Genomic DNA, 18,907 nt, shown 5'->3' on the forward strand with positions numbered 1-18,907 from the left:
GATACTTGGGGGCGTTTACTTGGGGCGTTGCGGCTCTGAACGAGCCTGGTTGCTTGAGGCCTATGTAAGTACGGCAGACACATTTGCAAATGGCAACCGCCCGAGGGTGCAATCTTCGTTCAGGGCCCGGTGTCGGATGATTCGAATCAACGCTCAAGTTCTGGATATTTCAGCATTTGCCTGATAAGGAGCGGCCGAGATCGCAAGCGAGCGCGAGATGAGGAAACCGCACAGACTTTCCTCCCCCCGCACTGGCGCATACAGGAGAGCCCGATGGCAGAAGCCACGTCCAGCCGCACCGCACAGGTTTCGCGTAAAACCAACGAGACCGCGGTGTCCGTATCGGTCAACATCGACGGCACCGGCGTTTCGAAGATTTCGACCGGTGTCGGCTTCTTCGACCATATGCTGGACCAGCTCGCCCGCCATTCGCTCATCGACATGGAGATCAAGACCGACGGCGACCTGCATGTCGACGACCACCATACGGTCGAGGACACCGGCATTGCCATCGGCCAGGCGCTCGCCAAGGCGCTCGGCGACCGGCGCGGCATCGCCCGTTACGCCTCGCTCGACCTTGCCATGGACGAGACGATGACCCGCGCGGCAGTGGACGTTTCCGGCCGGCCGTTCCTCGTCTGGAACGTTGCCTTCAGCGCGCCGAAGATCGGCACCTTCGACACGGAACTCGTGCGTGAGTTCTTCCAGGCGCTCGCCCAGCATGCCGGGATCACGCTGCATATCCAGAACATCTACGGCGCCAACAACCATCATATCGCCGAGACCTGCTTCAAGTCCGTCGCCCGCGTGCTCCGCACCGCAACCGAAATCGACCCGCGCCAGGCCGGCCGCGTTCCCTCGACCAAGGGGACCCTTGCCTAAGCGGCCAGTCACTGGCTGAACCCATGGCTTCTTACCTGATCCTCACCCCGCCGGGTGCGCGCGCCGACGACGAGCGAACACGCTTCGTTGCCGACGGCTTCTCCTGGGGCGCCTTTCTCTTCCCGGCGCTCTGGCTTCTCTTCAAGCGGCAATGGGCAATCGGAATCGCAGTTGCTGTTCTGCAGATTTCGTTAATCTCCCTGTCGAGTCTCGCAGGCGGTTTCCTTGCATCGGTGCTGGTGCAGATCGCGCTGCGGCTGCTCGTCGCGCTGGAAGGGCCAGTTCTGGTGGCACGCAGCCTGACGGCTCGTGACTGGACGCTTCGTTCCATCGTGCCGGCACCCAATCTGGAGACGGCGGAAGAGATCTATTTCACGAGCGTGGCACCGGGCGAGACAAAGCCCGCCACCCCTTCCCCGGCCGATTGGACCGCGCGCAAGCCCTCAAACGGCGGACCCGGCCTCGGCCTTTTTGATTCCTACGGAGAACGCTGATGCGCGTCGCCATCATCGACTACGGCTCGGGCAACCTGCGCTCAGCCACCAAGGCCTTCGAACGGGCCGCTCGCGAAGCCGGCATTTCAGCCGAGATCGACCTCACCGACAAGCCGGAGCGGGTGGCGAGCGCCGACCGCATCGTGCTTCCGGGTGTCGGTGCCTATGCCGACTGCCGCCGTGGCCTTGCCGCCGTCGACGGCATGGAGCAGGCGCTGACCGAAGCGGTGGAACAGGCCGCCCGGCCGTTCCTCGGCATCTGCGTCGGCATGCAGCTGATGTCGTCGCGCGGGCTCGAAAAGACCATCACCCACGGCTTCGGCTGGATCCCCGGCGATGTCGTCGAGATGACGCCCACTGATACCGCACTGAAGATCCCGCAGATCGGCTGGAACACGCTCACGCTCAAGCGCGAACATCCGCTGTTTGACGGCATCCGGGTTGGCGAAGGCGGCCTGCACGCCTATTTCGTGCATTCGTACCATCTGGCCGCCGAGAACGCCGGCGACGTTGTCGCCGAAGCGGATTACGGCGGTCCGGTCACCGCCTTCGTCGCTAACGGCAACAAGGCCGGCTCGCAGTTCCACCCGGAAAAGAGCCAGGCCCTCGGCCTTGCCCTCATCTCGAATTTCCTGCGCTGGAAGCCCTGAGCTTTCGCCTCTCTCGATTGGACAGACCCATGATCCTATTTCCCGCGATCGACCTGAAAGACGGGCAATGCGTACGCCTGAAGCTCGGCGACATGGACCAGGCGACGGTTTACAACCCCGACCCGGCGGCCCAGGCCCGCACCTTTGAAGAACAGGGCTTCGAATGGCTGCACGTGGTCGACCTCAACGGCGCCTTTGCCGGCGAGACGGTCAACGGCGCGGCCGTCGACGCCATCCTCAAGGCGACCCGTAACCCGGTGCAGCTCGGCGGCGGCATCCGCACGCTTGACCATATCGAAAACTGGCTGTCGCGCGGCCTTGCCCGCGTCATCCTCGGCACGGTCGCTGTGCGCGATCCGGCACTCGTCATAGAAGCCTGCCGCAAGTTCCCCGGCAAGGTCGCCGTCGGCATCGACGCCAAGGGCGGCAAGGTCGCCGTCGAGGGCTGGGCCGAGGCCTCCGAGCTCGGCGTGATCGAGCTTGCCAAGAAGTTCGAGGGCGCCGGCGTTTCGGCGATCATCTATACCGATATCGACCGCGACGGCATCCTGACCGGCATCAACTGGCCCTCGACGCTGGAGCTGGCGGATGCGGTTTCCATTCCGGTCATCGCGTCAGGCGGTCTTGCCTCGATGGACGACATCCGCCGCATGGTTGCCCCGGACGCACACAAACTCGAAGGTGCCATCTCCGGCCGCGCGCTCTATGACGGCCGCATCGACCCGCAGGAAGCGCTGGATCTGATCCGCGCCGCGAGAAAGGCCTGACCATGTCCCTCAAAGCCCGCGTTATCCCCTGCCTCGACGTCAAGGACGGTCGTGTGGTCAAGGGTGTCAACTTCGTCGACCTGATCGACGCCGGCGACCCGGTTGAGGCGGCCCGCGCCTATGATGCCGCCGGCGCCGACGAACTCTGCTTCCTCGACATCACCGCCTCGTCGGACAATCGCGAGACGATCTTCGACGTCATCGCCCGCACCGCCGAACAGTGCTTCATGCCGCTGACCGTCGGCGGTGGCGTGCGCCAGGTCTCCGACATCCGCAAGCTGCTGCTTGCCGGCGCCGACAAGGTGTCGATCAATACCGCTGCCGTGAAGAACCCGGACTTCGTTGCGGAAGCCGCCGACAAGTTCGGCAACCAGTGCATCGTCGTCGCCATCGACGCCAAGAAGGTGTCGACGGACGGCGAAGCGGACCGCTGGGAGATCTTCACCCATGGCGGACGCCAGCCGACCGGCATCGACGCGATCGAGTTTGCCCGCCGCGTCGTCGACCTCGGCGCCGGCGAGATCCTTTTGACCTCGATGGATCGCGACGGAACGAAGAGCGGCTACGACATCGCGCTCACCCGTGCCGTGGCCGATGCGGTGCGTGCCCCAGTCATCGCGTCCGGCGGCGTCGGAAACCTCGACCACATGGTTGCCGGCATCCGCGACGGTCATGCGACCGCCGTGCTCGCCGCCTCTATCTTCCACTTCGGCACCTATAGCATTGGCGAAACCAAGCGCTATATGGCGGAGCATGGCATCGCCATGCGCCTCGACTGAGCTTCAGGATCTTCCATGGCTGACTTCACACTTTCCGATCTCGAGGCCATCGTCGCGACACGCGCGAAGGCGGCGCCGGACGAATCCTGGACGGCAAAGCTGGTCGCGAGCGGCCAGCCGAAGGCGGCCAAGAAACTCGGGGAAGAGGCGGTCGAGACGGTGATCGCGGCCGTCAGCAACGACCGCGCGAATCTCGTCGCCGAAAGCGCCGATCTCATCTATCATCTGATGGTCGTATTGAAGATCGCCGACGTTCCGTTGCAGGATGTGCTGAACGAGCTCGCGCGGCGAACCAACCAATCTGGCCTGCAGGAAAAGGCAAATCGGCAGACCCCATGACGATAGCGGCCAAAGACATCGAAGCGGCGGACCTGCCGGACAATCTGCAGCAGCGGGACTATTCCCCCTATCATTTCTTCACCGCCGAGGAATGGTCGCGCTTTCGCGCCGATACGCCGCTGACGCTGACGGCCGACGAAGTGCAGCGGCTGCGCTCGCTGAACGACCCCGTCGATCTCGGTGAAGTCCGGCAGATCTACCTGTCGCTATCGCGCCTGCTTTCGACCCATGTGGAATCGTCGCAGATGCTCTTCGAGCAGCGCAAGCGCTTCCTCAGCATGTCCGAAACGAAGACGCCCTTCGTCATCGGCATTGCCGGATCGGTCGCCGTCGGCAAATCGACCACGGCCCGTATCCTTGCGCAGCTCCTGTCGCGCTGGCCATCGAGCCCGAAGGTCGATCTGGTGACGACCGACGGCTTTCTCTACCCGAACGCCGTGCTCCAGCGCGAAAACATGATGGATCGCAAGGGCTTTCCGGAAAGCTACGACGTGGGCGCGCTCCTGCGCTTCCTGTCAGCGATCAAGGCGGGCCAACCGAACGTCAAGGCGCCGAGCTACTCGCACCTGACCTATGACGTGCTGCCGGACCAGTTCACCGTCATCGACCGCCCGGATATCCTGATCTTCGAGGGCATCAACGTGCTGCAGTCGCGCAACCTACCGGCCGACGGCAAGATCGTGCCGATGGTCTCGGATTTCTTCGACTTCTCGATCTATATCGATGCCGAGGAGAGCCTGATCCATAGCTGGTACGTCAACCGCTTCATGCGCTTGCGCGAAACCGCCTTCAAGAACCCGGAATCCTACTTCCATCGTTATGCCACGATCAGCGAGGATGCGGCGCGCGCCATCGCCGAGGGCCTGTGGCACAACATCAACCTGAAGAACCTGCACCAGAACATCCTGCCGACGCGCCCGCGCGCCGACCTGATCCTGCAAAAGGGCCCGAACCACCTGACGGAAAAGGTGGCGCTCAGAAAACTCTGAGCGCTCGATAAGCCCGTCATGGATTGACGCGACGCAGCGTCAGGTTCACGCGGCCACCGTTCTTCAGCAGCGTCGACGTGTTCGGATAGATCCGGTCGACGCCATGGAACGCGAGCCGCCCTTCTCCACCGAGCACGACGACATCGCCGCTTTCGAGCCGGAAGGACATGGTCTGTCCCCCGCGCTGATTGCTGCCGACGCGGAAAAGGCAGCTGTCGCCGAGCGAGATCGAGACGACAGCCGTTTCCAGATCATGCTCATCGCGGTCCTGGTGCAGACCCATGCGGGCCTCCTCGGAATAGAAGTTCACAAGACAGGCTTCCGGCATCTTTTGGCTGGCGGAAACTGCCTGCCAGATCTCGAGCACTATGTCCGGCATCGGCGGCCAGCGCCGGCCGGTCACCGGATGCTGAGCCTGGTAACGATAGCCGCGATCGCGATCCGTGACCCAGCCGAGCAAGCCGCAATTGGTCATGCGAACCGACATGGGTTTTCCGGTCTTCGGCATTTCCGGCACGAAGAGCGGTGCTTCGGCAACGACACGACGAATCGCTTCGACGAGTTGTTCCTGCCGGGTGCGATCGAGATAGCCCGGGATATGTCTGATCCCTTTCGGGAGCACCTGCATTGGAAGCCCCTATTGCTCCAGGCCGAGAAGTGCTGCCGGCACGCCGTAGCGAAGCGGCCAGCCGGCATAGGCGACATCCGTCGGCCCGACCACGTGATCGACGAGGTTCCAGCGGCTATTGTGGAAGCTGACCAGTGCAAACACCGTCAGACCATCCATCATGTCAGCCTCGTCACGCAACCCGGTTTGCGCAAGGTCGATAGTGCCGCCACCGGGACGTTGCGGCTCGACCTGCAGGAAGGCCCAGTTGGGTGCTGCACGTATCGTCGTGACGACGAACTCGACCGGACCGCGCATTTCGGCCTCCACCGCCGGACGGATCGCGTCGAGGATGGCGGCACGCTCAGTACTGCCCTTGGCCGGTTCACGAAACGGTTGCGCCAGACAAGCGCCGGCAAGCCAAAGGCTCGCCAGCGTCGCGATTGCAAGACGACGCGTGAACGACACGCTCAGGCCGCGTCCAGATCCGGAATGCGCAGAACCTGGCCGGGGTAGATCTTGTCCGGATGCGTCAGCATCGGCTTGTTGGCTTCGAAGATGACGGTGTGCTTGGCACCCTTGCCCTTGCCGTACTGCGCTTCGGCGATCTTCCAGAGGTTGTCGCCCTTTTTGACCGTATAGAAGACCGGCGCCTTGGCGGGTGCCGGTGCGGCGCCAGCATCGGCAACCCTAAGCTCGGAGGCCTCAACTGCCGAGACGCCGAGCGTGTTGCCGACGGCGACCACGGCCTTTTCGAAGACGCTCTGGTCCTTCACGACACCCTTCAGCACGACCTTGTCACCGGCCACTTCGACCTGCACGTCCTTTGTACCGAGATCGTGGGATGCAAGTTCCTTCTGAACGCTTTCGGCATCCGGGGCGTCATCGTCGCCGCCGATGCCAAGCTTCTTGCCGGCGTTCTTGATAAAGCTGAAAAGACCCATGAATATCTCCTTTTGCGAAAACACTGCTCGGTAAGAGAGGGCGCCGCCTGCCAAAGGCAAGGAGCGGCAAAAAAGAAATCAGTCGCCGGCCGGCCGCCCCCGAAGCTTCTTGATCTCGCCGCGCCCGGACTTCTCCTTGAGACGGCGCTCGACGGAACCGCGGGTCGGTTTTGTCTTCTTGCGTGGCGGTGGTGGCGGCTCCGCGGCCTTGAGAATCAGTTCCTTCAGTCGCTCGCGCGCATCTTCGCGGTTGCGCTCCTGGCTGCGAAACCGGCTGGCCTCGATCATCAGCACGCCCTCTTTCGAGGCACGACGCCCGGCAATCTTCAGGGCGTTGGCCTTGATGCGATCGGAAAGCGCTGGAGAGGCCAGCACGTTGAAGAACAGCTGAACGGCGGTCGACACCTTGTTGACGTTTTGCCCACCCGGCCCGCCGGCCAGCACGAATTGCTCCGTCAGCTCCCAGCCGGCAATCACGATGCTGTCGTTTATGTAGAGCGTGTCGCTAGCCATGGTTCACCTCGCCCCGATCTATGGCACAGAGCGAACCTCTTGAAAACATTCGCCACAAAAACGAAAAACCCGGCCGTGGGAGGCCGGGTTTCACGTGAATCATAGCTGACGATGTTTATTCGGCGGCAAGCTTGGTGCCGGGAGCCGCGTCGCGGACGCTGCCATCAACATGTTCTTCGAACTTGGCGAAGTTGGCGATGAACATATCGACGAGGCGGCGGGCCTGGGCATCATAGGCCGCACCATCGGCCCAGGTCGATCGCGGATCGAGGATGCCGTCGTCGACGCCGGGGACCGAGACCGGAACGGCGAAGCCGAAGTTGGCGTCGGTGCGCAGTTCAGCGGCGTTCAGCGAGCCGTCGAGGGCTGCGGCGAGCAGAGCGCGGGTCACCTTGATCGGCATGCGGCTGCCGGTGCCGTAGGCGCCGCCTGTCCAGCCGGTGTTGACCAGCCAGCAGGTAACGCCGTTCTTGGCGATCAGGTCCTTCAGAAGGTTGCCGTATTCCGACGGATGCCGCGGCATGAACGGCGCGCCGAAGCAAGTCGAGAATGTGGCTTCCGGCTCGGTGACGCCCTTTTCCGTGCCGGCAACCTTGGCGGTGTAGCCGGAGAGGAAGTGGTACATCGCCTGTTCCGGCGTCAGCTTGGCAATCGGCGGCATCACGCCGAAGGCATCGGCCGTCAGCATGATGATCGTGCGCGGCTGCGGCGCGGTGCCGGTGGCGCTGGCATTCGGGATGAAGTCGAGCGGATAGGCGCAGCGGGTGTTTTCCGTCAGCGAACCGTCGTCGAAATCCGGAACGCGGCGCTCATCGAGCACGACGTTTTCCATGACCGTGCCGAAGCGGCGGGTCGTCGCGTAGATTTCCGGCTCGGCAGCTTCCGACAGACGGATCGCCTTGGCGTAGCAGCCGCCTTCGAAGTTGAAGACGCCGTGCTCGCCCCAGCCGTGCTCGTCGTCGCCGATCAGCGTGCGGGTCGGGTCGGCCGAAAGCGTCGTCTTGCCGGTGCCGGAGAGACCGAAGAAGATCGCCGTGTCGCCTGCCGGGCCGACATTGGCCGAGCAATGCATCGGCATCACGCCCTTCTTGGGCAGCAGGTAGTTGAGAACGGTGAAGACCGACTTCTTCATTTCGCCGGCATAGGACGTGCCGCCGATCAGGATCAGTCCGTTGGTGAAGTCGCAGGCAATGACGGTCTCCGTGCGGCAGCCGTAGCGCTCCGGGTCAGCCTTGAAGCTTGGGAGATCGATGATCGTCAGCTTCGGCAGGAAGGAGCCGAGTGCCTCGCGGGCCGGACGAATCAGGAGATTGCGGATGAACAGCGAGTGCCAGGCATATTCGGTGACAACGCGGGTCGGAAGGGCGTTGTCGGCATCGGCGCCGCCAACGAGATCCTGCACATAAAGCGACATGCCCTTGGCGTGATCGAGCATGTCCTTTCGCAGCAGGGCGAAATGCTCCGGAGACATCGGCTTGTTGTTGTCCCACCAGATCTGGTCGTCGGTGTTCGCATCGCGAACCACGAACTTGTCCTTCGGCGAACGACCGGTGTGCTGGCCGGTACGGGCAACAAGCGCCCCGTGTGCCGTCAGTTCAGCCTCGCCGCGGCGAAGAGCTTCCTCATAAAGCTCTGCGGCTTCGAGGTTGTACCGGACCGTTTCCAGGTCGGTAAAGCCGAGTTTTTCCAAGCCGTTCGCGAGATTGCGAGTGCCGAGTTGCTCCATGGTCAAGCTTCCTTCGTGTTTGGCCATTGGCGTTGAATTTCGCCGGACCATACTTGCATGCTCGCTCAAAAACAAGGCGGCGTCAAAAAAAGAATAATGATTTCAGTATATTAATCGATTTAAAGAAAATTATCGTTTTTTTAATCGGTTGAATTCGGCCTGCCGGACACCGATCTGACAGGACCTATCCTATCGTTACGACAGGTACTTTTTGAGCTTCGCCACAATTTGTTCCACCTTTATACTCACTAACGCACCCGTGACTCGCGAATGCCGGAGTTTTCGGGGACGAGACCGGCACCTCAAAAGACGGAGTTGAACACGATGCAGACCATCGCGCTTGTCGATGATGACCGGAATATTCTGACGTCCGTATCCATCGCCCTGGAGGCAGAAGGCTACAAGGTCGAGACCTATACCGACGGTGCTTCCGCGCTTGAGGGCCTGCTCGCCCGGCCGCCGCAGCTTGCGATCTTCGACATCAAGATGCCGCGCATGGACGGCATGGAATTGCTGCGCCGCCTGAGACAGAAGTCCGACCTGCCAGTGATCTTCCTCACCTCCAAGGATGAAGAGATCGACGAACTCTTCGGTCTGAAGATGGGTGCCGACGACTTCATCACCAAGCCCTTCTCGCAGCGCCTGCTGGTCGAACGCGTCAAGGCGATCCTGCGTCGCGCCGCAAACCGCGAAGCGGCTGCCGCCAACCCGGCGAATCCCGCCAAGGCTTCCGACGCGCCCTCGCGCTCGCTCGAGCGCGGGCAACTGGTGATGGACCAGGAGCGCCACACCTGCACCTGGAAGAGCGAGCCGGTAACGCTGACGGTGACCGAATTCCTCATCCTCCATTCGCTTGCCCAGCGCCCGGGCGTGGTGAAGAGCCGCGACGCGCTGATGGACGCCGCCTATGACGAGCAGGTCTATGTCGACGACCGCACCATCGACAGCCACATCAAGCGGCTGCGCAAGAAGTTCAAGATGGTCGACAACGACTTCGACATGATCGAGACCCTCTACGGTGTCGGCTATCGTTTCCGCGAGACAGCCTGAGCCGCGGGACTTGCCATCGCGCCGATTGTGGCGCATTCAGAAACGGCGCGACGGGAGCACGGCCAAGGCTGCCTTTGAAACCCCGCCGCGCCATCGGACCTCTGGGCCGGAACCACACAAAGTGAACGACGGCGTCGCGCCCGGCACTCGGGCCGTGTCAGCGTTGCAATCGAGAGAACGTGACGGAAGTCCGCGCGGGAGCGGGACATTTGGTAGAAGTCTTGCAGGGCGACATCGAAGACAGTGACGGACGTGCGCAGGCACATATGGGCCAGCGCCGCTGGGCACATCCTTTCACGCTGATTCGCCGCCTGTTCGGCAATGCCGTCTTCTCGAGCCTCACCCGCCGCATCGTCTTCTTCAACTTGGTGGCACTCGTCGTCCTCGTCGGCGGCATCATGTATCTCAACCAGTTCCGCGAGGGACTGATCGACGCCCGTGTCGAAAGCCTGCTGACCCAGGGCGAAATCATCGCCGGTGCCATCTCGGCTTCCGCCTCGGTCGATACCAACTCGATCACCATCGATCCCGAAAAACTGCTCGAACTGCAGGCCGGCCAGAGCATAACGCCGCTGCCGAGCGACGAGGATCTCGATTTCCCGATCATCCAGGAACGCGTTGCGCCGGTTCTCAGGCGGCTGATCTCGCCGACGCGCACCCGCGCCCGCCTCTTCGACGCCGATGCCGACCTGCTGCTCGATTCCCGGCATCTCTATAGCGGCGGCCAGGTGCTGCGCTTCGACCTGCCGCCGATCGAGCCGGAATCGACGGGCATCGGCGAAAAGCTCAACAGCTGGCTGAACAAGCTGCTGCAGCCCGGCAATCTGCCACTCTACAAGGAACCGCCGGGTGGCAACGGCTCGATCTATCCTGAGGTCACCAACGCGCTGACCGGCGTGCGCGGCTATGTCGAACGCGTCACCGAGAAGGGCGAGCTCATCGTTTCAGTGGCCGTTCCCGTCCAGCGGTTCCGCGCCGTGCTCGGCGTTCTCTTGCTTTCGACGCAAGCCGGCGACATCGACAAGATCGTCCAGGCCGAGCGCCTCGCCATCATCCGCGTCTTCGGCGTGGCTGCCCTCGTCAACATCATCCTGTCGCTGCTTCTCTCCTCGACCATCGCCAACCCGCTTCGAAGGCTCGCAGCGGCGGCAGTCCGCGTGCGGCGCGGCGGTGCCAAGGAGCGCGAGGAGATCCCGGATTTCTCCTCTCGCCAGGACGAGATCGGCAACCTGTCCGTCGCGCTCCGGGAAATGACGACCGCGCTCTACGATCGGATCGCGGCGATCGAGAATTTCGCGGCCGATGTCAGTCACGAGCTGAAAAACCCCCTCACCTCGCTGCGCAGCGCCGTCGAGACCCTGCCGCTTGCGCGGACCGACGAATCGAAGAAGCGCTTGATGGACGTCATCCAGCATGACGTCCGCCGCCTCGATCGCCTGATCAGCGATATTTCGGACGCCTCGCGCCTCGACGCGGAACTTGCCCGCAGCGATGCCAGGATCATCGACCTCGAAAGACTTCTGGGCGACCTCGTCGATATTTCGCGCCAGGTCCGCAGCAAGAAGAAGACGGTGCTGCTCGATTTCGTCATCGACCGCAAGGACAGTCCCAAGGCCCGCTTCGCCGTCAACGGCCACGACCTGCGCATCGGCCAGATTATCACCAACCTGATCGAGAACGCCCGGTCCTTCGTTCCCGAAGACAGCGGGCGGATCGTCGTGCGCCTCACACGGTCGCGATCGCGCTGCCTCGTCTATGTCGAGGACAACGGCCCCGGCATCCAGGCGGAAGACATCGACCGCATTTTCGAACGCTTCTACACCGATCGGCCGGAAGGAGAGGATTTCGGCCAGAACTCCGGCCTCGGCCTGTCGATTTCCAGGCAGATCGCCGAAGCCCACGGCGGTACGCTGAAGGCGGAAAACATCGTCGCGCAGGACGGCCACGTCAGCGGCGCGCGCTTCATCCTGTCGCTACCCGCCGAGCCGCACGCGTGACGACGGGCGCCAATGTCCACGGCACTGCCATCGTGCTCGGGACGCGCGGCTTCCTGATCACGGGCCCTTCCGGCATCGGCAAATCCAGGCTGGCGCTTGCATGCATCACGGCCGCACGACAGGCCGGGCACTTTGCGGCACTCGTCGCCGACGATCGGGTGGATCTGAGCCTGGAACATGACAGGATCGTCGCCCGCTGTCCGCCCTCCATTCACGGCCTGATTGAAATACGCGGCGCCGGAATCGGCAAGATCGAAACCGTGCCTGCCGCGGTGATGGACTGGGCCATGCTGCCCGTGAGTGCGCCTTTCGACCCGCGGTTACCGCTGGAAGACGAGACGTTGCCCTTACCACTCGGGCGAGTACTCCCGATTGTTCGCGTTCCCGTTGAAGAGGGGGCGTATGTTCTCAATATTTTGCATGCGCTCATCGCTGAAAAAATAGGATCCTAGCCCGATTTACCGTCAGCGAGGCTGGTTTTTCAGCATTTTTGGCTTGCACTTCCCCTTTTCCTTGCCAAGATGGCCGCCCCAACAGGTGGACGAAATTGCTGCATTGCGATATCTGGCCATCAGTGAATTGCGCGTGCAGTTGGAGCGAAGATACCCATGATCGGACTTGTGCTTGTCACCCATGGCAAGCTGGCTGAGGAATTTCGACTTGCACTCGAGCATGTCGTCGGTCCGCAAAAAGCTATAGAGACCGTCTGCATCGGTCCCGAGGACGACATGGACCAGCGTCGGCAGGATATCCTCGACGCGGTCACCAAGGTCGACGAGGGCCACGGCGTCATTATCCTGACCGACATGTTCGGCGGAACGCCCTCCAACCTTGCCATCTCGGTCATGCGCAGCGGCTCGGTTGAAGTGATAGCCGGCGTCAACCTGCCGATGCTGATCAAGCTTGCCGGCGTGCGCGGCGAGAGCGACATGGACAAGGCGTTGGTCGAGGCCTCGGAAGCCGGACGGAAATACATCAACGTCGCCAGCCGCGTCCTGAGTGGTAAGTAATGGATCATCGCCCCGACATGTCGCTGACGCGCGAACTGCTGATCATCAACAAGCGAGGCCTGCACGCGCGGGCATCTGCGAAGTTCGTACAGACGGTCGAGGCCTATGAAGCCGAGATTACCGTGTCGAAGGACGGCATGACGGTCGGCGGAACGTCCATTATGGGCCTGATGATGCTGGCTGCCAGCACCGGCTGCAGCGTGTGCGTGACCGCGAGCGGCGCGCAAGCCGAAGAAGCATTGAACGCGCTTGATGCGCTGGTCGCCGACAAGTTCGGCGAAGAAATGTGACGGACAATATAAAGATATAAAGACTTCTTTATATCGATATTGCCCTCTCCCCTGATTCCTGATAGATCGGTCGCACTCTCACCGTGTCGGTAGGCGCGGGAGGCATAATCGCGCCGCAGTTCGGTTGAAGCCATGCGGCTTGAAGAGATCAGCCCGGAGAATTCCATGACCACCACTCAGGACTATATCGTCGCCGACATCGGTCTCGCCGATTTCGGGCGCAAGGAAATTGCGATCGCCGAAACGGAAATGCCGGGCCTGATGGCCTGCCGCGAAGAGTTCGGCGCTGCAAAGCCGCTGAAGGGCGCGCGCATCACCGGCTCGCTGCACATGACCATCCAGACCGCCGTTCTGATCGAGACGCTGGTTGCCCTCGGCGCCGACGTGCGCTGGGCCTCGTGCAACATCTTCTCGACCCAGGATCACGCTGCCGCTGCCATCGCCGCAAGCGGCGTTCCGGTCTTCGCCGTCAAGGGCGAAACGCTCGAAGAATACTGGACCTACACGGACAAGATCTTCCAGTGGGCCGATGGCGGCGTCTCGAACATGATCCTCGACGATGGTGGCGACGCCACCATGTACATCCTGCTCGGCGCCCGCGCCGAAGCCGGTGAAGACGTACTCTCCAACCCGGGCTCCGAAGAAGAAGAGATCCTCGTCGCACAGATCAAGAAGCGCCTCCAGGCTTCGCCGGGCTGGTTCACCAAGCAGCGCGACGCCATCAAGGGCGTGACCGAAGAAACCACCACCGGCGTCAACCGCCTGTACCAGCTTCAGGCCAAGGGCCTGCTGCCCTTCCCGGCGATCAACGTCAACGATTCGGTCACCAAGTCGAAGTTCGACAACAAGTACGGCTGCAAGGAATCGCTCGTTGACGGCATCCGCCGCGGCACCGACGTGATGATGGCCGGCAAGGTCGCCGTCGTCTGCGGTTACGGCGACGTCGGCAAGGGCTCGGCAGCTTCGCTTTCCGGCGCCGGCGCCCGCGTCAAGGTCACCGAAATCGACCCGATCTGCGCGCTCCAGGCGGCGATGGACGGTTTCGAAGTCGTTCAACTCGAAGACGTCGTCTCGTCGGCCGACATCTTCATCACGACGACCGGCAACAAGGACGTCATCCGCATGGACCACATGCGCGAGATGAAGGACATGGCGATCGTCGGCAACATCGGCCACTTCGACAACGAAATTCAGGTCTCCGCACTGCGTAACCTGAAGTGGACAAACATCAAGCCGCAGGTCGACATGATCGAGTTCCCGAAGGGCAACCGCATGATCCTGCTCTCGGAAGGCCGCCTGCTGAACCTCGGCAACGCCACCGGCCACCCGTCCTTCGTGATGTCGGCTTCGTTCTCCAACCAGGTCCTGGCGCAGATCGAGCTCTTCACCAAGGGTGAGAAGTACAAGAACGAAGTCTACGTCCTGCCGAAGGCGCTCGACGAGAAGGTCGCTCGCCTGCACCTGAAGAAGCTCGGCGCTAAGCTCTCCGAACTTTCCGAAGAGCAGGCCGACTACATCGGCGTGAAGACGCAGGGCCCGTTCAAGGCTGAGCACTACCGGTACTAATCCTTACCCGGGCAATCCACAACATCTTGTGGCCGCGTTCTTGACAAGAGAGCGCGGCCGCTTTTTTGGGCCTCTCCCTTCCCGACGATTCGACTAGGAAGTATGCTCTAACCCATTGATTCGTGATGTCGGTGCGGACCTTGGACATCGCGGATGGGATGTCTTGTCGATAAGCGGCAAACAGACGGAGACAGACCGGGGATGCAATCGGAACTGACGCAGGCCCTTGACCAGGGCCTCGATGGAACTGTGCAAGGCGCAACAAGGCCGGCAGCACCCTTCGGACAGACGGGGATGGCAGCGCCATGAACAGAGACCAAACAGCTATTCCGGGCACCCGCCGCAAGGGCCCGAAGTTCCTGCGCCACCTTCTGGCCGGTACCACTCTCTTTGCAGCAACAGATGCGCTCGCCCAGGTCGCGCCGCAGAAGGCAAATATCTTCGGCTCGTCGGAGGTCGTCACCTTCTCCGTGCTCATCGGCGTAGTTTCCGCAGCGATGATTTCGGCGATCTGGCTGATCCGCCAGCGCGGCAATATCGAAGCCGAGAACCGCGAATTGCGCTCCGATCTGTCGGACGCCAACCAGCGCCTCTCGCGCTATCAGGCGCTGGTGGCCGACAAGAACCGCCGGATCGTCGTCTGGGACGGGCTGCTCGAGCGGGCTGAGCTGCTCGGCCAGCTGCCGCCCGAAACCGGCGCGCCGGCAGACGACCGCGAGTTCCTGGCCTTCGGCCGCTGGATCAAGGCGCAATCCGCCGGGGAACTGGAAAATGCGATCGACGCGCTGCGCACCCAGGCGCGCAGCTTCGACCTGGTGCTCGAAACGCAGCGCAACGAAGTCCTGGAGGCCCAGGGACGGGTCTCGGGCGGGCGCGCTTTCGTACGCTTCATCGCTCTCAACAATATGCGCGCAGAACTCGCTGAGCTGAAGCTTGAGCACGATCGGCTCAATACTGCGCTCGTGTCCTTCCGCACCCTTCTCGACGCCATCGATCTGCCGGTGTGGCAACGCGGCACGGATGGCGCCCTCACCTGGGTCAACGAGGCCTATGCCGACGCCGTCGAGGCTCCTGATGTCGCGGTCGCGGTTGCCGAAGGGCGCGAGCTGCTCGCAACCGTCGCGCGCGAAAAGATCCGCGCGGTTTCCACCTTCGACACACCGTTCCGCGACAAGGTTTCGACCGTCGTCAGGGGCAACCGCACCTTCTTCGAAGTCGTCGATGCCCGCAGCCCTGCCGGCTCGGCCGGCGTCGCCGTCGACGTATCCGGCATCGAGGCCGTGCGCGAGGAACTCAACCGGACGCTCAAGAGCCATGCCGAAACGCTCGATCATCTGGCGACCCCCGTCGCGATCTTCGACGGCAATCAGCGCCTGCAGTTCTACAACCAGGCCTTCCAGCGTCTGTGGAACCTCGACATCGGCTTCCTCGAGCGCAAGCCCGACAATGGCGAAGTGCTTGACCGGCTGCGCGCCGGCGGCCAGCTGCCGGAGCAGCTCAACTGGAAACAGTGGAAGGCCGCCGCGCTTTCCGTCTATCAGGCGCTCGACACGCAGAGCGACCTCTGGCACCTGCCGAACGGCCAGACGCTGCGCGTCTTCGCGACCGCCCGCCCGCAGGGCGGGGTCACCTGGGTGTTCGAGAACCTGACCGAGAAGGTCGATCTCGAAACGCGCTACAATACGCTCGTTCAGGTTCAAGGCGAGACGATCGACCATCTCGCCGAAGGCGTCGCCGTGTTTGGGCCCGATGGCCGCATTCGCCTGTCGAACCCGGCGTTCCGCGCGATCTGGGGCATCAGCGAGGCGGAAGCCAAGCCCGGCACCCATATCCGGGCGATCGAACAGGCCTGCCTCATCTCCTACGACCAGCCCGATGGGTGGAAGCGTTTCACCCACATCATCACCAGCTTCGACGACGAACGGCCCTCCAGCCGCGGCATCCTTGAGCTTCGGACCGGACTGATCCTCGACTACGCCGTCATCCCGCTGCCGAACGCGCAGACGATGCTGACCTTCGTCAACATCACCGACAGCGTCCGGGTCGAGCGCGCGCTCACCGAAAAGAACGAGGCGCTGCGCAAGGCGGATGCGCTGAAGAACGACTTCGTGCACCACGTTTCCTACGAGCTTCGCTCGCCGCTCACCAACATCATCGGCTTCGCCGACCTGTTGAAGACGCCGGCTTTCGGCGATCTCAACGAGCGGCAGGCGGAGTATGTCGACCACATCGCCACCTCCTCGTCGCTGCTGCTGACGATCGTCAACGACATCCTGGATCTCGCGACCGTCGATGCCGGCATCGTCCAACTCGACATGTCCGACATCAGTCTCACCGACTTCCTCGATGATATTGCCCACCAGATGGCCGACCGGCTGCTCGAGAGCGGCGTGACCCTCAGGATCGCCGCCCCTGACAATCTCGGCCGCATGGTCGCCGACCAGCAGCGGCTGAAGCAGATCTTCGTCAAGCTGCTCACCAATGCCGCAAACTTTGCGCCCGATGGCAGCGCCATCGACCTGAAGTGCCGCCGCGAGGGCAGCGACTTCATCTTCTCTGTCTCAGACAGCGGCCCCGGCATACCGCAGGACGTGCTCGATACCGTGTTCAACCGCTTCGAAAGCTACGGCCAGCGCGGCGGCGCAGGCCTCGGCCTTTCGATCGTCGAGAGCTTCGTCAGCCTGCACCACGGCACCGTCTCCATCCGCAGCAAGGAAGGCGAAGGCACGGAAGTGACCTGCCGCATTCCCTCGGCCGAAGTGCCGGCGATCGTCGCGGCCGAATGATGCCGGCGATCGAGCGCTTCCTGACGGACGAGGCGGCAACGATCGAGCTCGGCGAAGATCTGGCGCTGGCCCTGAAGCCCGGCGACTGCGTCGCGCTCTCGGGTGATCTCGGGGCCGGCAAGTCGACCTTGGCACGCGCCTTCCTTCGGGCGCTTGCCGATGACGACGGGCTGGAGGTCCCCAGCCCGACCTTTACGCTGGTCCAAACCTATGAACTGCGCATTCCGGTCGCGCATTTCGATCTCTATCGGCTGGCTGATTCCAGCGAACTGGACGAACTCGGCTTCGACGAGGCGCTATCGCTAGGCGTGTGTCTCGTCGAATGGCCGGAACGGGCTGACGACGCCCTACCCACCAGCCGCATCACGCTGAGCATCACCCATGAAGGCGATGGTCGCCGCGTCGAATTTTCCGGTCCGGACGAAAAGCTGCAGCGCATCGCCCGCACGCTGGCGATCCGCGACTTCCTCGATCAGAACGATCACCCAAACGCACGGCGCCGGCACCTCAGCGGCGACGCCTCGATCCGGGCCTATGAGCGCATTTACCCGGCAGACGGCTCCGTTAGCCGGATTCTGATGGATTCGCCACGACACAAGCCCGGCCCCGTCCTCCAGGACGGAAAATACTACCAGCAGCTCGCGCATATCGCCGAAGACGTCGTTCCCTTCGTCGCGATCGACCAGCTGCTCATTGCACGCGGCTTTGCAGCGCCGACGATCTACGCCCGCGATCTCGACCAGGGCATCCTGCTGATCGAGGACCTTGGGTCGGATGGCGTTCTCGACGCGGCCGGCCAGCCGATCGACGAGCGCTACATCGAAAGCGTACGACTGCTCGCCCGCCTCCATGCCAAGCAGACCGACAGGGAGATCAACCTCGACAGAGCGGTCATCCACCGCATTCCGGATTTCGACCGGACGGCGATGAAGATCGAGACGCGGCTTTTGACCGACTGGTACCTGCCGTGGAAGCGCGGTGCGCCGGCAAGCGATGACGAAAAACGTGAATACGGAGAGATCTGGGACGGGCTGATTGATCTTCTCCAGACCTCCGAGACGAACCTGCTCTTGCGAGATTTTCACTCGCCGAACATCATCTGGCGCGGAGAGCGCCAGGGATTGGACCGGATTGGCCTCATCGATTTCCAGGACGCGGTGATCGGCCCGACGGCCTATGACGTGGCATCGCTGGTGCAGGACGCGCGCGTGACCGTCGCGCCTCCGCTCGCCAACCGGATGATGGAAACCTATCTCGCCGAACGGCAGGCAAGCGGCAACTTCGACGAGGCGACTTTCTTGCGCGACTGGCATTTGATGTCGGCGCAGCGCAACTGCAAGCTCGTCGGCATCTGGGTGCGGCTGATGCAGCGGGACGGCAAACCCGGCTACATGAAACATATGCCCCGCACTTTCGCCTATCTTCAGGCGGCGCTCACACATGAATCGCTGAAACCCTTGCACGACTGGTGTATGAAGACCGGAATCCTAGATTCCGAATCAGCGAACTGACAGAGAA

Annotated in this window: 20 protein-coding genes; 15 read left to right on the forward strand and 5 right to left on the reverse strand. The window is 62.6% G+C overall.

Translation table 11 applies throughout. The features are described from left to right. Positions 1-273: 273 nt before the first annotated feature. From hisB to coaA, 7 genes are read left to right on the forward strand one after another with little or no spacing between them, the layout of a single operon-like run. Entirely contained in the window at positions 274-882 is a 609-nt protein-coding gene (gene hisB / locus ACTJKE_RS02280; RefSeq protein ID WP_057252068.1) for an imidazoleglycerol-phosphate dehydratase HisB, read from the forward strand. Positions 883-905: 23 nt separating this feature from the next. After that, entirely contained in the window at positions 906-1,376 is a 471-nt protein-coding gene (locus ACTJKE_RS02285; RefSeq protein WP_112995065.1) for a DUF2628 domain-containing protein, read from the forward strand. Beyond that, positions 1,376-2,026, forward strand: coding sequence for an imidazole glycerol phosphate synthase subunit HisH (gene hisH / locus ACTJKE_RS02290; RefSeq protein ID WP_058321589.1), 651 nt, complete (start codon positions 1,376-1,378; stop codon positions 2,024-2,026). Before ACTJKE_RS02285 ends, hisH begins: the two co-directional genes overlap by 1 nt. Positions 2,027-2,055: 29 nt before the next feature. Continuing rightward, the gene (gene hisA / locus ACTJKE_RS02295) at positions 2,056-2,793 is read left to right on the forward strand and encodes a 1-(5-phosphoribosyl)-5-[(5-phosphoribosylamino)methylideneamino]imidazole-4-carboxamide isomerase (protein WP_440691118.1); all 738 of its coding nucleotides are present in this window, start codon (positions 2,056-2,058) and stop codon (positions 2,791-2,793) included. Positions 2,794-2,795: 2 nt separating this feature from the next. Beyond that, complete coding sequence (gene hisF, locus ACTJKE_RS02300) at positions 2,796-3,572, forward strand: imidazole glycerol phosphate synthase subunit HisF (protein ID WP_058321591.1); 777 nt, start codon at positions 2,796-2,798, stop codon at positions 3,570-3,572. A gap of 15 nt (positions 3,573-3,587) precedes the next feature. Next, entirely contained in the window at positions 3,588-3,911 is a 324-nt protein-coding gene (locus tag ACTJKE_RS02305) for a phosphoribosyl-ATP diphosphatase (protein ID WP_057252063.1), read from the forward strand. After that, the gene (gene coaA, locus ACTJKE_RS02310; protein WP_058321592.1) at positions 3,908-4,900 is read left to right on the forward strand and encodes a type I pantothenate kinase; all 993 of its coding nucleotides are present in this window, start codon (positions 3,908-3,910) and stop codon (positions 4,898-4,900) included. Before ACTJKE_RS02305 ends, coaA begins: the two co-directional genes overlap by 4 nt. A gap of 16 nt (positions 4,901-4,916) precedes the next feature. Here coaA and ACTJKE_RS02315 read toward each other — a convergent pair whose 3' ends face one another. From ACTJKE_RS02315 to ACTJKE_RS02335, 5 genes are all read right to left on the reverse strand, one after another. Further along, a complete protein-coding gene (locus tag ACTJKE_RS02315) occupies positions 4,917-5,528 on the reverse strand; it encodes an alpha-ketoglutarate-dependent dioxygenase AlkB (RefSeq protein WP_112995067.1) in 612 nt (203 codons plus the stop codon). Positions 5,529-5,537: 9 nt separating this feature from the next. Beyond that, positions 5,538-5,975, reverse strand: a complete 438-nt coding sequence (locus ACTJKE_RS02320) for a hypothetical protein (RefSeq protein ID WP_286161523.1) — start codon at positions 5,973-5,975, stop codon at positions 5,538-5,540. A gap of 2 nt (positions 5,976-5,977) precedes the next feature. Beyond that, positions 5,978-6,451: a peptidoglycan-binding protein LysM gene (gene lysM, locus ACTJKE_RS02325; RefSeq protein WP_093233502.1), complete on the reverse strand. Its 474-nt coding sequence runs from the start codon at positions 6,449-6,451 to the stop codon at positions 5,978-5,980. 78 nt (positions 6,452-6,529) lie between these two features. Further along, positions 6,530-6,964 (reverse strand): alternative ribosome rescue aminoacyl-tRNA hydrolase ArfB, encoded by a 435-nt coding sequence (gene arfB / locus ACTJKE_RS02330; protein WP_058327468.1) that lies wholly within the window; start codon positions 6,962-6,964, stop codon positions 6,530-6,532. Positions 6,965-7,079: 115 nt separating this feature from the next. Then, positions 7,080-8,690: a phosphoenolpyruvate carboxykinase gene (locus tag ACTJKE_RS02335; protein WP_058321784.1), complete on the reverse strand. Its 1,611-nt coding sequence runs from the start codon at positions 8,688-8,690 to the stop codon at positions 7,080-7,082. Between the two features lie 324 nt (positions 8,691-9,014). On the opposite strand from ACTJKE_RS02335, the gene chvI reads away from it, so the two are divergent. The 8 genes from chvI to tsaE all read left to right on the forward strand — a co-directional run bounded on the left by chvI (position 9,015) and on the right by tsaE (position 18,900). Beyond that, on the forward strand, positions 9,015-9,740 hold the full coding sequence (gene chvI / locus ACTJKE_RS02340) for a two-component system response regulator ChvI (RefSeq protein WP_440691121.1): 726 nt from the start codon (positions 9,015-9,017) through the stop codon (positions 9,738-9,740). A gap of 266 nt (positions 9,741-10,006) precedes the next feature. Beyond that, complete coding sequence (locus tag ACTJKE_RS02345; RefSeq protein WP_286161524.1) at positions 10,007-11,737, forward strand: sensor histidine kinase; 1,731 nt, start codon at positions 10,007-10,009, stop codon at positions 11,735-11,737. Continuing rightward, positions 11,734-12,189: an HPr kinase/phosphorylase gene (locus tag ACTJKE_RS02350; RefSeq protein ID WP_065376341.1), complete on the forward strand. Its 456-nt coding sequence runs from the start codon at positions 11,734-11,736 to the stop codon at positions 12,187-12,189. Before ACTJKE_RS02345 ends, ACTJKE_RS02350 begins: the two co-directional genes overlap by 4 nt. Before the next feature lie 156 nt (positions 12,190-12,345). Continuing rightward, complete coding sequence (locus ACTJKE_RS02355; protein ID WP_057252055.1) at positions 12,346-12,747, forward strand: PTS sugar transporter subunit IIA; 402 nt, start codon at positions 12,346-12,348, stop codon at positions 12,745-12,747. Then, entirely contained in the window at positions 12,747-13,037 is a 291-nt protein-coding gene (locus ACTJKE_RS02360) for an HPr family phosphocarrier protein (RefSeq protein ID WP_057252054.1), read from the forward strand. Before ACTJKE_RS02355 ends, ACTJKE_RS02360 begins: the two co-directional genes overlap by 1 nt. Before the next feature lie 165 nt (positions 13,038-13,202). After that, positions 13,203-14,603 carry an adenosylhomocysteinase gene (gene ahcY / locus ACTJKE_RS02365; protein ID WP_057252127.1) on the forward strand — a complete coding sequence of 467 codons (1,401 nt, stop codon included), beginning with the start codon at positions 13,203-13,205 and terminating at the stop codon, positions 14,601-14,603. Between the two features lie 305 nt (positions 14,604-14,908). Then, on the forward strand, positions 14,909-17,389 hold the full coding sequence (locus ACTJKE_RS02370) for an ATP-binding protein (protein ID WP_440661412.1): 2,481 nt from the start codon (positions 14,909-14,911) through the stop codon (positions 17,387-17,389). After that, positions 17,389-18,900 (forward strand): tRNA (adenosine(37)-N6)-threonylcarbamoyltransferase complex ATPase subunit type 1 TsaE, encoded by a 1,512-nt coding sequence (gene tsaE, locus ACTJKE_RS02375; protein WP_440691123.1) that lies wholly within the window; start codon positions 17,389-17,391, stop codon positions 18,898-18,900. Before ACTJKE_RS02370 ends, tsaE begins: the two co-directional genes overlap by 1 nt. Positions 18,901-18,907 lie beyond the last annotated feature (7 nt).

Origin of the sequence: Ensifer sp. 22521 (assembly GCF_052044795.1) — a bacterium.
Lineage (GTDB): Bacteria > Pseudomonadota > Alphaproteobacteria > Rhizobiales > Rhizobiaceae > Ensifer.

Bases quoted from the DNA above. Each gene is read 5' to 3' on its own strand.
- hisH (WP_058321589.1), top strand. From the start codon at position 1,376: ATGCGCGTCGCCATCATCGACTACGGCTCGGGCAACCTGCGCTCAGCC.
- hisB (WP_057252068.1), top strand. From the start codon at position 274: ATGGCAGAAGCCACGTCCAGCCGCACCGCACAGGTTTCGCGTAAAACC.
- ACTJKE_RS02315 (WP_112995067.1), bottom strand. From the start codon at position 5,528: ATGCAGGTGCTCCCGAAAGGGATCAGACATATCCCGGGCTATCTCGAT.
- ACTJKE_RS02285 (WP_112995065.1), top strand. From the start codon at position 906: ATGGCTTCTTACCTGATCCTCACCCCGCCGGGTGCGCGCGCCGACGAC.
- ACTJKE_RS02345 (WP_286161524.1), top strand. From the start codon at position 10,007: ATGGGCCAGCGCCGCTGGGCACATCCTTTCACGCTGATTCGCCGCCTG.
- hisF (WP_058321591.1), top strand. From the start codon at position 2,796: ATGTCCCTCAAAGCCCGCGTTATCCCCTGCCTCGACGTCAAGGACGGT.
- hisA (WP_440691118.1), top strand. From the start codon at position 2,056: ATGATCCTATTTCCCGCGATCGACCTGAAAGACGGGCAATGCGTACGC.
- ACTJKE_RS02370 (WP_440661412.1), top strand. From the start codon at position 14,909: ATGAACAGAGACCAAACAGCTATTCCGGGCACCCGCCGCAAGGGCCCG.
- arfB (WP_058327468.1), bottom strand. From the start codon at position 6,964: ATGGCTAGCGACACGCTCTACATAAACGACAGCATCGTGATTGCCGGC.
- ACTJKE_RS02360 (WP_057252054.1), top strand. From the start codon at position 12,747: ATGGATCATCGCCCCGACATGTCGCTGACGCGCGAACTGCTGATCATC.
- tsaE (WP_440691123.1), top strand. From the start codon at position 17,389: ATGCCGGCGATCGAGCGCTTCCTGACGGACGAGGCGGCAACGATCGAG.
- coaA (WP_058321592.1), top strand. From the start codon at position 3,908: ATGACGATAGCGGCCAAAGACATCGAAGCGGCGGACCTGCCGGACAAT.
- lysM (WP_093233502.1), bottom strand. From the start codon at position 6,451: ATGGGTCTTTTCAGCTTTATCAAGAACGCCGGCAAGAAGCTTGGCATC.
- ACTJKE_RS02305 (WP_057252063.1), top strand. From the start codon at position 3,588: ATGGCTGACTTCACACTTTCCGATCTCGAGGCCATCGTCGCGACACGC.
- chvI (WP_440691121.1), top strand. From the start codon at position 9,015: ATGCAGACCATCGCGCTTGTCGATGATGACCGGAATATTCTGACGTCC.
- ACTJKE_RS02335 (WP_058321784.1), bottom strand. From the start codon at position 8,690: ATGGAGCAACTCGGCACTCGCAATCTCGCGAACGGCTTGGAAAAACTC.
- ACTJKE_RS02355 (WP_057252055.1), top strand. From the start codon at position 12,346: ATGATCGGACTTGTGCTTGTCACCCATGGCAAGCTGGCTGAGGAATTT.
- ahcY (WP_057252127.1), top strand. From the start codon at position 13,203: ATGACCACCACTCAGGACTATATCGTCGCCGACATCGGTCTCGCCGAT.